This window comes from Desulfolithobacter sp. (assembly GCF_054025815.1).
On sequence record NZ_JBPMMS010000037.1, the window covers coordinates 1 to 12,575 of the forward strand.

Consider the following 12,575-nt stretch of genomic DNA (forward strand, 5'->3'; position numbering starts at 1 on the left):
TCCGGCACAAAGGGCGCATCCAGCACCTTGAAGGTCTCCAGTTGCTTGGCCTCGGTTATCTTGGCCAGTTCCAACTGTTTGCGCAGCTCGGTATACACGGCCTGGGAGGCCAACCGTTCCCGGGTGATCTTGGACAGGGTGAGCTGCTCGCTGGGCACCTGGCGCTCCCAGTACTCCAGCTCCCTGGTGGCCTCGGCAAGCTGCCGCTCGACAAACTCCCGTTCCCGCCGGGCATCGGAGACGTATTCGTTCTCAAGGAAAAAATTCAGTTCCGCAATAACCCGCTCCAGCATTTGAGAACAGAAGGCAGGCTCCTGGCCGGTCCAGGCAAGATTGATCAGTTCTGTTTTTTTGTCCTGATTTACAGTAAAAAAATTATCCAGCACCTTCCCCTGTAAGGCCTTTATCACCGTAGGTTCAGCTTTCGGATCCTCCACCATCCAGCTCCGGGACTCGGGATCCCAGATATCTTGATAGAGGACCGGCAGGAGATCATACTTTTTGATCAACCGTTCCCTGAGCGTCCGGCTCTGGAGAAAAGACATGATATTACTCGATCCCTGACCGGGCAGAGCAATGGGCAGGGGCAGGTTGCCGATCAAGCCGCTCAGGCTGCTGGCCGCAGACTGATCCCGCTGATTGGGAATCAGGGTGGCGGAGGACTTGTATTCTTCCGGCAGGACATAGATGCTCACCACCCCGGCAGCCAGGGTACAGCAAAGAGTAAAGAGCAGGATAAACCATTTACCGGCCCAGAGGATTCGCCAGAGCTCGAGCAGATCAATTTCATCGTCCTGAACCCCCTCCATGGGAAAAGGCGGGTAGGCGTAGATTATCTCTTTTTCTTTTGGCGCTTCTGACATTATCTATCCTGAAACCTTGCTGAGAAACAGGCGATGGTTTCCTTTTCCAGGGATACCATCGCTGAGATTTGCATTAACATGTGCACCTGACAGACGCCAACATGGTCGTTAAATCGCAAAGATAATTCCAGCGGTGGTGGCGATCTTGAATATGATATCCGAGATATTGGAGATGAGCCGCATATACGGTACCCGTTCAAGGTCTTCCGGGACCACAATGGTATCTCCGGGCATGGGCTTGTAGTTCCAGAAACCGCCCAGGAAACTGGACTGGGAAGATGCCAGCACCTCGCCATTGGCCTTGACCACGTACACGGCTTTCCTGTCCGCTGTCCTGGTGGGCCCGCCGGCCTTGGCGAGATAGTCCTTCAGCGAAAAATTATCGCGATAGAGATAGGAGTTGGCATTATAGACACTGCCCACCACGGAGACAAAATTAGGCCGTTGAGGCACATGCAGGCTATCCCCCTCGTGGAGTTCGAAGTCAAAGTCCGTGCCCCTGATCGAAGCCAGAGGCCCCAGGGTGATGCTCATCCTGCCGGTGGCCTTGACCTGTCGCAGACGGGCAAGCAACCCCCTCAGCGCCTGTTGCTGACCGGCGAGAAGGGCGGCATCCTTGTCGGTTGCCGTGGTCTGGGCTTTATCCGAGAGGACGGACTGAACCCGCAGCTCCAGGTCGTCGATCATTTTATTTATGCTTTTCTGCTGAATCTCCCTGGCTTTTGCCGAAACAAAATAGGCCCCGTAAAAATAGGCTTTGTCCGTAAAACCTCCGGCCCGTTCGATCAGGTCGGAAAGGTGCTCGCCATCACGGATACGATAGGTGCCGGGAAATTTCACCTCGCCGCTAATGGAGACACTTTTAAAGCTGGCCGCGTCTTTGACATGGCGGACATAGATATAATCATAAGGCTGTAACGGAAAATCACCATTGGTGTCAGCCGAAAGCGTTACGTTGGTGGTGGTCACCTCGCCGTTACGTATCTCCTGCCGGCTGAGATCGATGCGACTGGTGTCAGCCTCGAACCGGAAACCTCCAGCCATCCCCAGGAGGTCACCCAGGGTGAGCCCCGGGGTGTAGGTATACTCTCCGGGCCGCCAGACACTGCCCATCAACTGGACCGGCTCCTTGATGTTATACTCCTTGCGGGAGAGAATCTCTACGCGATCATAGGGGGCCAGGTCCGCATCATAGGTGTGCTGAAAAACCCTGGCCAGCGGGAAACGCTCCACCCGGTAGCGGGTGGTCTGGGGATCATAGCGGTGGAGAAGGCCAAACTCGATGATCGAGTCCGGTTTGAGCAGGGAAGGATCTGTCAGTATATCGGATAACTTCAGCCCTGGCCGATACTTGAAGATATCCGGCACCCATACATTGCCCTCCAACCGGACGACTTCCGGCCAGGTGGTTACCAGATACTGTAATTCGAGCAGGTCGCCGTTTTGGATCGCTGTGGTCTTCAGGTCCGCGGAACCACTGCGCTGATCGATATCCTTGATGACAAATTCCTGGTTATCGACAAACCGCCGCAGGAGGAGTTTCCGGGTAAAGGTCTGGGGGAGCGGTCCGCCGGCCAGGTCCAGCAGATCGGCCACGGTTTTTTCGCTGGTGAGCTCGTAAATCGCCGGCTGGAGCACGGCCCCGGCCACCGCGGCCGTGGGGCCGATTCGGGGAACAAAGAGCACATCTCCATCCTGGAGCGGCAGATCCTGCTCGCGGGAACCATGCAGGAGAAGGGTGTACAGATCCACCACCTGGATAAGAGTCCCATCCCGGAACAGCTTGATGGTCCGCAGGGAACCACTCTTCTTGACCCCGCCCCCACTGATCAGACCGCCGATCACCGTGGAAAAGGGCGGCACCAGGTGCAGGCCGGGCCGGGCGACCTCGCCAATCACATAAATTTCAACACTGCGCAACTCAGCCAGGGAAACACTGAGATTGATACCCTGGACATACTTTTCCGCCTCGCTCCTGAACACCTCCTCGAGCCTGCCAAAAGGCGTACCGGCAACCGGAACGATCCCGATCTGCGGCACATCGATGGTCCCATCCCGGCGTACGGTGCCGGTGAAAGCGGCATCCTGGCCATTGCCCCATATGCGGATGCGGAGTTTGTCTCCCGGGCCGATGATGTAGCTGTCCCGCGGAACGGCAAGCTTGCTGGTCGCGTTGGTGGAAGTCCGGAAGAGATCATAGCCGTACTGCATAAGCGACCGGGCCAGCGGCGAATTATACTGCTGCCGATAGAGTTGCTCGATGGAGGAAAACGCGGCCGGCCGTAGCGTATCCACCTTCTGCTCGGCCGCGGCTCCCTCGCCTTCTGCCCCCTCACCTTCAGCAGCCGACACCTCGCCGGAGCCTGTCTCACCCTGGTCCCTGGCAGCGGAAAGCAAGGCCGGCGCGTTGGGCACATTTTGCATGTACTGCCGGATCTGCTGCGGAGAAATATTCATTCCCGCCGGGATCCCGGCGGGCAATGGTGCCTCCCCGGCCAGGACGGAACCTGCGCCCAGAAAGACTGTGAGCAGAACTGAAGTCAGAAAAACAAAAAAATTCGCCACAACTCGTCTACCACCCATATAAGTACAGACAACGGTTACTCTGCCCGACCCCAGCGGCATGCAGAAGTGCCAACGGGCTCCGGGCTGAATGATTTCGATTCTATCACGGAAAAATTGTAGCCAGTTCCATAAAAAAAAGCTGCTGAAAAGCAGCTTTTTCAAAGGATCGTTCCAGGAAAAATTCATGGAATGAATCCTGGACAATACAAAGACAACTCAGTGACTATGAGCATGGGCCGTTGGCGCATTGTCATCTCCGGTCGCGGCGGCGACCACCCCGGCCACGGCAGCAGCAGCCACAGCGGCAGCGACAACGGTTGTGGTGGTGATACCGGCCGCAGCAGCACCGGCTGCAGTGGCAGTGGCAGCAGTGGCAGTGGCTCCGCCGGCCGCGCCTGCGCCGGCAGCCCCGGCACCAGCCCCGGCAGCACCAGAGCCTGTCCCGCCGGCAGCACCAGCAGCACCGCCTTCAGCCGCGGCATGGGTGGGGGCAACAGGTGTAAAGGCAAAAAGAAACGCTCCAGCAACGAGTATGGTAAGTACTTTCTTCAATTCAACACCCCTCTTTCTTTTCAGAAACAATAGATTGCATTGATACAAGTTATTTACTGAAGATAAATATCAGTTTAGCCGTCAAAAGTCAATGTTTTCCATCACCAGGGATGACCACCGGGCTCTTGCCTCTATCTATTGGGAGACAAAGATTTTTCCTCGGGCATACCAACCGGACGCACGAAAAAATATTTTTTGTTTACCACTGAAACCCAGAATGAACCCTGTTTTGTTGGGTTTCGTTCCTCAACCCAACCTACAATGAGCTGCATCCGTGCTCGTACACATGAACGGGATGGTTCCCCCTATATGATTCTCCTGGTGATTCTCCAGGCGATACCATCCCTGAGTGAGGTGGACCCCATTGTCAAGACGTAACTGATCACACGATGAGTACCAGGGCGAAATATCAGGGAAAAAATCATGGCTGGTTGAGCACGGTATCACCTCCATTGTTTAGAAAAGCAGAGCTTCAGCTACACCTGCAGAATCTCTTCGGCAAACCGGGTAAACGGTAGCACCCTGGTTCGCAGATCACCAACTTCATAATCGTCACTGCCCGCATGGACCTGGTAGAAGCAGGGGATGTCGGTCCGTTTGGAAAAGTAGACTAAATGCTTGCTGACTGATTTTGCACCGCTCTTGCACTCGACTGCAAAGACAGGCGCTCCGTCCCGCAGAACCACAAAGTCCACCTCACGTTTGTTAATGTCACGCAGAAAGCACAACTCCATGGCATCGCCCTGGGTGTCTTCATGAAAATGACAGTATTTAAGAAGGTTGGAGGCTACCAGGTTTTCAAATCTGGCCCCTGTTTCGCTGCACAATGACCAGTCCCAGAGATACATCTTTTTATCTTTTTTCAACGCTTTGATTCTTTTCTGTCCAAAGGGCCTGATCCTGAAACAGTAGTACAGGTTTTCAAGAATGCGTACCCAGCGGTCAACAGCCTCATGGGAGGCTGACAAGTCTTCGCGCAGGGAGTTGATAGAGAGCAGGGATGCTACTTTTTCCTGGAGCAGGACAGCCAGCATGTCCAGCTGGCTCACCTCCTTTACCTGCTCAAGAGAGACAAGATCATCATGTATGACTCTGGAGATACGTTCACGCTGCCACCGTTTCCAGTCTCGTTCAGACTGGGAAAAAAACGGTTCAGGGAAACCACCAAAAGCAAGCAGTGTCTCAAGATCAGCAGATGACGGTTGTTTGTTCAACTCGTAAAGAGAGAGTGGATGCAGCCTGTAGTAGTGGTATCGTCCCTGCAGGGAATCACCCCCCTTGCGATAATAATCCAGACGGGCAGAGCCGGTAATCAAAAAGGCAACGCGTGATTTGTTCTTGTCATAGAGACCCTTGATAAAAGTACGCCAGTTTTTGTACTTGTGGATTTCATCCAGCACCACGAGCGGCTGTCCCGGCGGCAGTCCCCCCTGGAGCATTATCCTTCGGTCATCGGCATAGTCCCAGTTGAAATAGGCAGGATGCTGCTCATCACCACCGAGAATATTAAGCGCCAGCGTGGTCTTGCCAACCTGTCTCGGACCTCCGACAAAAACCATCTTTTTCTGCAGGTCCTCGACAACTGCAGACTGAAGATATCTATCCATGCCCATCCCTGTGCTGGAAGTTGAAAAATGAAGATTTTCAGGTCAACCTGATTATAATTATATAAATTTTCAGGTCAACCGGAAAACAACATACCAATGTTACATTTTTCGCCCCTACGTTTTTTCCGCCCCCCACAAAAATCGTCCCCGCAATCATTCCGAATGATCATAATGCCGTGGACATGGTTTGGCATAACAACAAATTCGTCCAATTCCGCATGTGGGAAATGGACAGGAATATCCAACCAGCATTTCTCTGCCACTTGGCCTACATCATTCAATACCATTTTGCCATCAACAACATTCCCGAACAAACACGCCCTGTTTTGTGTACAAATGGTCACAAAATACGCCCCGGCCCTGGTGTAATCGTAACCCTGCAACCGGATGGAACGGCGATGATGTATGCCGGGATCAAATTTCATATCCCCAATTCCTCAAAATTCTTCTTGATCTTCTCAGCCAGCTTTGCAGCCTCAGTGTTCAAGTCCTCCAGTTCCACATGGATTTCCCGCAGGGCTTCCTCGAAGTCGAAATCGTCGTTGTCCCTCTTCCTCGGGCGCAACACCCACATAACGGCCGGGAGTCAGGCTCCAGTCTGCCTCCCCTCCTCTCGTTCCTCCGCTCCGCGGTGAACGATCCATCATCCACGGTCACCGCTCCTGCGGTGCCCATTCTAACCTGGAAGGTAACAACAAAGCATTATGCTTGACAAAAGCATCACACAAGCAATAAAATGGAAGCATAAACTCCAAAAAGGAAGCAAAAATGGCGATAAAAAATCGTTTTTTCCAGGATCCAAAACAGAGCTTTTTTCTCTTCGGGCCGCGGGGCACCGGAAAATCAACCTGGCTGCACCAGCATTTCACCTCGGCGTATTTTATAGATCTGCTGGCACCGGAGGTTTTTCGATCCTTCCTTGCCAGGCCGGAACGGTTGCAGGAAGTACTTGAAGGGACAGGCGCCGAGACTATCATTATTGATGAGGTGCAGAAAGTCCCGGAACTGCTGGACGTTGTGCACCTGCTCATGGAAAAGAAACATGGTCCGCGGTTTGTGCTCACCGGATCGAGTGCAAGAAAACTGAAACGAACCGGCGTTGATCTGCTGGCAGGACGAGCAATTGTCAAGACCATGCACCCCTTTATGGCCGCAGAAACAGGAGATTCCTTCACCCTGGAATCAGCTCTGCAGATCGGGTTGGTACCGTTGGTGACGGAATCAATCAACCCCCGGGAAACCCTGAACTCCTATGTGGCGATATACCTGAGGGAAGAAGTTCAGGCCGAGGGTCTTGTGCGCAATATCGGGGCGTTCAGCCGCTTTCTGGAGGCGGCCAGCTTTTCCCATGGCTCTGTCCTGAACATTGCCGCCATCGCTCGGGAATGCCAGGTACAACGCAAGACGGTAGAGGGATATCTGCAAATCCTGGAAGACCTCCTGCTCTCTTTCCGGGTGCCGATTTTTGCACGGCGATCCAAGCGGATCCTGGTCGCTCACCCAAAATGGTATTATTTCGATGCCGGTGTATTCCGCTCCCTGCGCCCCTCGGGCCCCATTGACAGCCCGCAGGAGATAGACGGAGCAGCTCTTGAAGGACTTGTAGCCCAGCACCTCCGGGCATGGTCGGCCTACCGTGGCACCGGGGAGCTATTTTACTGGCGGACCAAATCCGGGGTCGAGGTGGATTTTATTCTGTACGGGGAAAAAGAATTTTACGCCATTGAAGTGAAAAACAGCACCCGAGTACAGGGAAAAATGCTCAGAGGACTGCGCAGCTTCTGCGAAGATTACCCGGAAGCAACCCCGGTGCTGCTCTATCGGGGTAAGGAACGATTAATGATACATAATATCGTCTGTATTCCATGTCAGGATTTTTTAACCGCCCTCTCCCCCAGGCAGACCATCGCTTACGCCATAAAAGCGTAACAGGCCGCTGAAAAACGAGGGGGCGTCTTTTAATGGGTGTCGTCCCTAATGTTGCCCCCGTGTTGACAATCGATATACGTTTTCGTATATTGATTGTATGTACACATTGTCGCAGGAGGTGAAATATGGCACATACGGAAACACGCAAGGCGCCGATCAATATCAGGGCGTTGGACGCACAGCGGAACCTGATTGACAGAGCCGCTGCCATACTGAACAAAAACCGATCAGAATTCATGCTGGAGGCAGCTTGCCGTGAAGCCGAAAATGTCTTGCTTGATCAACGGCTTTTCCTCTTGACGGAGAAAGATTTCAAGACATTTGAAGTGGCGTTGAGTAACCCTGTCGCCGAAAACAGGGTAATGATGGAGCTGTTAGCGAGTAAATCCCCATGGGAGAAATAACCGCGCCGGAACCAATTACCTCGGCGCATATCCTGGCTGATTTCGATTGCGGTGTATCTTCGCTCAATGACTGGCTGAAAAGGCAAGCTCTAAAAAATGAAGTGTCCGGGGCTTCCCGGACTTTTGTTGCCTGTAAGGATCTGCAGGTTATCGGTTTTTACGCATTGGCTGCCGGTAGTGTCATTCGGCGGCAGGCGCCTGGAAAAATCAAACGTAAAATGCCGGAACCAATTTCTGTCATGGTTCTGGGAAGACTGGCAGTGGATCTTCGCTGGCAGAAAAACGGCATTGGCAGGGGGCTGCTGAAAGATGCCGTTTTGCGAACCATCCAGGCTGCAAAATATGCGGGGATAAGGGCGCTGGTTGTTCATGCGCTGTCTGAAGAAGCGAGAAAATTTTATCTCCGGCACGGTTTCCTGGAGTCGCCTTTAAACCAGTTCACACTGATGCTGCCATTGGGCGGCGTGAAAATTTAATCCAAGCCGGAATGAAGGATGGCAACAGGCTTCTCTTTGATTCATTCCAATGGATGCCATTGCCCGGAGGAGATCATCCATGAGCACGTAGGTTGGGTTGAGGGACGAAACCCAACAGAACAAGGGGCAATTTATTCCGACGCAATTATGCACCAGTTCCGCCCGTGGGACGTGCCTGCCGATATTGCATGATCCGGGGAAGCAAAAAAATGTCGTTGGGTTTCGTTCCTCAACCCAACCTACATTGCCGGTCAGTTGCGTGACACCGCGGAGCGGCTGTCACGAGAGGATTGCCTGCCAGGACCACCATTTCGGTACTCCGGGACGATATTTTGCAAATACTCTTTCAGCTTGCCCACATCCCTTGAAATAGCTGCCTGCCGTAACCGGGCAAACTCCTCCAACAACCAGTCCCAGTCCACCTGTCGGCTCCTGGCAAGCAGCAGCTTCGGATGCTTTGTCGACTTCAGGTCTTCACTCTCGTGGAAAATCTCCTCGTAGAGCTTTTCCCCGGGCCGCAGTCCGGTATAGACAATCTCGATATCCTTGCCCGGAATCAGGCCAGACAGGGTAATCATCTGCTCGGCCAGGTGTCTGATCAACACCGGCTCACCCATGTCGAGGACAAAGATCTCCCCTCCCTCGCCCATGGCCCCGGCCTGGAGAATCAGGCTGACAGACTCTGGTATGGTCATGAAATACCTGGTGATTTCCGGATGGGTCACGGTGACCGGGCCGCCTTCCTCAATCTGCTTTTGAAAGAGCGGCACCACCGACCCGGCAGAACCCAGGACATTACCAAAACGGGTTGTAATAAATTTCACCGAAGAACGCTCATTCAGGTTCTGACAATAGAGCTCGGCAATCCGCTTGGTCACCCCCATGATGTTGGCCGGGTTCACAGCCTTGTCAGTGGACACCAGGACAAACCGGTCTGCCTGGTAGCGATCCGCGGCATCGGCGACACACCGGGTGCCGAACACGTTGTTGCAGACCCCTTCGGCCGGATTCCACTCGACCATGGGAACATGCTTGTAGGCAGCGGCGTGGAAGACCACATCGGGCCTCCAGGTGGCAAAAACCCAGTTTACCCGCTCCTGGTTCTTCACATCACCAAGAACGGTCTCGAGCTGCAGCCAGGGATATTCTTTGCGCAGCTCATGGTCAATGGAGTAGAGGTTGAACTCGCCGTTATCAAAAATAATCAGCCGGCCAGGCTCAAGAGCTGCAATCTGGCGACAGAGCTCAGAGCCGATGGAGCCGCCGCCACCGGTCACAAGGACGGTCTTGCCGGCCAGGTACCCGGCAATGGCATCCAGGTCGAGCTGCACAGGTTCCCGGCCCAGCAGGTCATCGACGGTCACCGGCCGCAGACGGCCCGCCTCCACCTCCATACCCTTCATCTCCAGCACCGACGGCAGGGTCTGACAGGCAACATCTGCCTCGCGACAGAGCTGGACCAGGTGACTCAGGACTTTTTTATCTGCAGAGGGAATCGCAAGGATGACCAGCTCGATGCCCATGTCCCGTACAATCGTCGGAATTTCATCTGTTCCGCCAACAACCCGCACCCCGTGAATTTCCCGTCTTTTCAAGCCTGGATCATCGTCAAGAAAAGCAAGGGGTTCATACTCGGGCCGGTGCAGCAAATCTCGAACCAGCAGCTCCCCTGCCCTGCCGGCACCAACAATGAGGGTCCGTTTTCCGCCATGACTGCGCAGGGTGAAACGACGATCTTTCAGCCAGCGATATAACAGACGGGAGCCACACAATCCCGCGGTGAGCAGGATAGGATAGAGGATGAAAACAGAACGGGGAATACCCTGGAAACGAGTAAGCAACCCACTGGACACTGCAATAACCAGCGTTCCCAGACCGACAGCTTTAAGAATTCGGACAATATCCGGAATCGAGGCAAAGCGCCACAGGCCCAGATACAGGCCAAATATCCAGAAAATTATTCCCTGAACAGGAATAGCCACAAGGAGAAGCTGATACAGTGTCTGCAGGTGTACAAGCGGAATGGGACCAAAATTAAAACGCAGCAGGTACGCCAGAATAAGCGCGAGCGGGACCCACAGCATATCGTGCAAAAACGCCGCCCAACGGTTGAACACATATCGTTGAATTCTTTTTTTCATTATCCGATAACCGTTGCAACCCAGCCTGAACAAGGGATAGCATCACTGAATGTCAGAAAAGATCCCCTCTACCCTCGTGACATCTGCTCCTGCAACCCTCCAGGATCAAACACCTCCACCCTGCATTCCAGAGCCACCCTTTTCAGGGCCGTATCCTGTGTTGCTATAGGCAGACCTTTGCGCATCGCCAGATCCAGATACGATGCATCGTATGTTGACAGTTGATGCTTCCGGGCCAGGGCCACGATTTCTCTAGTCATTCGGTCAGGGGGCTCCTGAATGACCGTAATTGGAAGCTCACCGATCAAGGCAAGAAAACGCACGCTGTCAGCTTCGCTGAGGCGGCCTCGCCGCTCAGCCACAACCAGCACATTACCGATTTCAAGGGGCCAGATGGCCGGAACAACCGCCTCGGCAGATTCAAGGCTTGTCAGTACGACATCGGCGTACGAGCTTTCCTCGTCCATAAAACACCATGCCATGACCACAGAATTGTCGATCACGAAATCAGCCATCAGCGCCTGCCCTCTTCAATCATTTCACGAATTGAAAGACCATGCAGAGGGTGCCTTTTTCTGAACTTCAACAACTCATCAATAACCTCTTTGGTCGGAATCTTTCGGTCTGCCTCAGGAGCCTGCAATACAGCTACCGGCACACCGTGCCTGGTGATAGTGATTTTCTCCCCTTTTGCCACCCTCTTCAATAACTGGGGCAAGTGGGTCTTTGCCTCATAAGCGCCTGTGGTTTCCATAATCTTTGCTCCCTCTATCTTTCAGCCTGGTCTAAGACCAGTCTATCTGCAAGCTGCATTGCAGTCAAGGAGAGAAACTGGTTCTACTCCTCTTCTCCTGCCCTGAACCTGAATGCCAGCCAGACCAGGGGCACATACGCCACAACCAATCCAACGGCCCCGTCCAGCATTCGCAGCGCGACCATTGCCGCCAAAGGGAAAAGCCAGAATACATTAATGGCCCCGACTGCCAACGATACCGGCCGATGCACCCCGAACTTTCTCGCCGCATGCTGGTAGCCATGGCTCCGATGGGCCTGGTACAACTTCTTCCCCCGCACCATACGGCGCAACAAAGTCAGCGTGGCATCAACGATAAAAACACCCAGCAGAATCAACCAGGCCCAGAATAACCGGGGCACCTCCCAGGCTGCCTGCAGCGACAGAATCCCCAGGACCAGGCCAAGAAAACCACTGCCCGCGTCGCCCATGAAAATGCGGGCCGGGGGAAAATTCCAGCACAGAAAACCAAGCACCGCCGAGGCCAGCAACAGCGGCAGCAACCAGGCCAACAGACCCGCACCGGTCAACCATGCCAGCACCGCCGCACCCAGACAAACAGTGATGGCCTCGATACTGGCTATCCCATCGATGCCATCCATGAAGTTATACAGGTTCAGCAGCCACACCAGATACACCGCGGCCAGCACATTTCCCGACCAGCCAAGATCGACCAGATACCCAAACACCGGTAAAGGTGGCAGCCCACCCAGCCAGACCAGGGCCCAGACGGCTCCGACGAAATGGGCCAGCAACCGCCAACGGGCAGGGATATGACCACGATCGTCAAGAAAACCAACCAGGGCCACCCAGGCCCCGGCCCCGGCAAGACCAATCAGAACAGATATCGAAAGGTTGGCAGTAAGGACAAAAAAACAGGTCAGCACCAGGAAAGAGAAAACAATGGCCAGCCCGCCACCGCGCGGGGTGGGCGCAGTATGGGAGCTGCGCTGATTGGGAACATCCAGCATGCTGTGTGACAGGGCATACCGACGCAGAACACTGGTCAACAGCCAGCAAAGCCCGGCCGCGACTCCGCAGGCTAACAGCACGTTCATGATGAGTGCAGGGATTCCAAAAAATGACGGGCCGTATTCCGAAGCGCCGAATCCACGGTTACGGGCGGGGTCCAGCCCAGTAGCTCTTGCGCCTTTGAAATGTCCACCTGCAGCGAGCCAAGAAGCCTGCGCGACAAGGCCCGCCGGCCAAGCATGGTCGCTGCGAGAGCCAGCAGCCATTGAGGCA

Annotated in this window: 13 protein-coding genes and 1 pseudogene; 3 read left to right on the top strand and 11 right to left on the bottom strand. The window is 54.2% G+C overall.

The genetic code is table 11. The features are described 5' to 3' along the window. The 6 genes from ACXJJY_RS11005 to ACXJJY_RS11030 form a co-directional block, all read right to left on the bottom strand. A partial coding sequence (locus ACXJJY_RS11005) for a Wzz/FepE/Etk N-terminal domain-containing protein (protein WP_456387713.1) occupies window positions 1-863 on the bottom strand: 863 nt, incomplete at its 3' end. Between the two features lie 108 nt (window positions 864-971). Further along, on the bottom strand, window positions 972-3,320 hold the full coding sequence (locus ACXJJY_RS11010) for an SLBB domain-containing protein (protein ID WP_456387715.1): 2,349 nt from the start codon (window positions 3,318-3,320) through the stop codon (window positions 972-974). 324 nt (window positions 3,321-3,644) lie between these two features. Next, a complete protein-coding gene (locus ACXJJY_RS11015; RefSeq protein ID WP_456387717.1) occupies window positions 3,645-3,980 on the bottom strand; it encodes a hypothetical protein in 336 nt (111 codons plus the stop codon). A gap of 476 nt (window positions 3,981-4,456) precedes the next feature. Next, a complete protein-coding gene (locus ACXJJY_RS11020; RefSeq protein WP_456387719.1) occupies window positions 4,457-5,587 on the bottom strand; it encodes an ATP-binding protein in 1,131 nt (376 codons plus the stop codon). A gap of 74 nt (window positions 5,588-5,661) precedes the next feature. Beyond that, the gene (locus ACXJJY_RS11025) at window positions 5,662-6,012 is read right to left on the bottom strand and encodes a transposase (RefSeq protein WP_456387721.1); all 351 of its coding nucleotides are present in this window, start codon (window positions 6,010-6,012) and stop codon (window positions 5,662-5,664) included. After that, complete coding sequence (locus ACXJJY_RS11030) at window positions 6,009-6,152, bottom strand: hypothetical protein (RefSeq protein WP_456387737.1); 144 nt, start codon at window positions 6,150-6,152, stop codon at window positions 6,009-6,011. Before ACXJJY_RS11030 ends, ACXJJY_RS11025 begins: the two co-directional genes overlap by 4 nt. Before the next feature lie 203 nt (window positions 6,153-6,355). On the opposite strand from ACXJJY_RS11030, the gene ACXJJY_RS11035 reads away from it, so the two are divergent. The 3 genes from ACXJJY_RS11035 (at window position 6,356) to ACXJJY_RS11045 (ending at window position 8,396) form a co-directional block, all read left to right on the top strand. Beyond that, entirely contained in the window at window positions 6,356-7,516 is a 1,161-nt protein-coding gene (locus ACXJJY_RS11035; protein WP_456387723.1) for an ATP-binding protein, read from the top strand. 125 nt (window positions 7,517-7,641) lie between these two features. Further along, the gene (locus ACXJJY_RS11040) at window positions 7,642-7,920 is read left to right on the top strand and encodes a type II toxin-antitoxin system TacA family antitoxin (protein ID WP_456387725.1); all 279 of its coding nucleotides are present in this window, start codon (window positions 7,642-7,644) and stop codon (window positions 7,918-7,920) included. Continuing rightward, on the top strand, window positions 7,908-8,396 hold the full coding sequence (locus tag ACXJJY_RS11045) for a GNAT family N-acetyltransferase (protein WP_456387727.1): 489 nt from the start codon (window positions 7,908-7,910) through the stop codon (window positions 8,394-8,396). The genes ACXJJY_RS11040 and ACXJJY_RS11045 overlap by 13 nt, the downstream gene beginning before the upstream one ends. 251 nt (window positions 8,397-8,647) lie before the next feature. Here ACXJJY_RS11045 and ACXJJY_RS11050 read toward each other — a convergent pair whose 3' ends face one another. The 5 genes and pseudogenes from ACXJJY_RS11050 to ACXJJY_RS11070 form a co-directional block, all read right to left on the bottom strand. Further along, window positions 8,648-10,537, bottom strand: coding sequence for a polysaccharide biosynthesis protein (locus ACXJJY_RS11050; RefSeq protein ID WP_456387729.1), 1,890 nt, complete (start codon window positions 10,535-10,537; stop codon window positions 8,648-8,650). Window positions 10,538-10,605: 68 nt separating this feature from the next. Beyond that, a complete protein-coding gene (locus ACXJJY_RS11055; protein ID WP_456387731.1) occupies window positions 10,606-11,052 on the bottom strand; it encodes a type II toxin-antitoxin system VapC family toxin in 447 nt (148 codons plus the stop codon). After that, window positions 11,052-11,291, bottom strand: a complete 240-nt coding sequence (locus ACXJJY_RS11060; protein WP_456387733.1) for a type II toxin-antitoxin system Phd/YefM family antitoxin — start codon at window positions 11,289-11,291, stop codon at window positions 11,052-11,054. The genes ACXJJY_RS11055 and ACXJJY_RS11060 overlap by 1 nt, the downstream gene beginning before the upstream one ends. 83 nt (window positions 11,292-11,374) lie before the next feature. Next, window positions 11,375-12,388 carry an MraY family glycosyltransferase gene (locus tag ACXJJY_RS11065; RefSeq protein ID WP_456387735.1) on the bottom strand — a complete coding sequence of 338 codons (1,014 nt, stop codon included), beginning with the start codon at window positions 12,386-12,388 and terminating at the stop codon, window positions 11,375-11,377. After that, window positions 12,385-12,575 (bottom strand): annotated as a pseudogene (locus ACXJJY_RS11070) (UDP-glucose 4-epimerase); the annotation flags it as partial. The gene ACXJJY_RS11065 and the pseudogene ACXJJY_RS11070, both read right to left, overlap by 4 nt.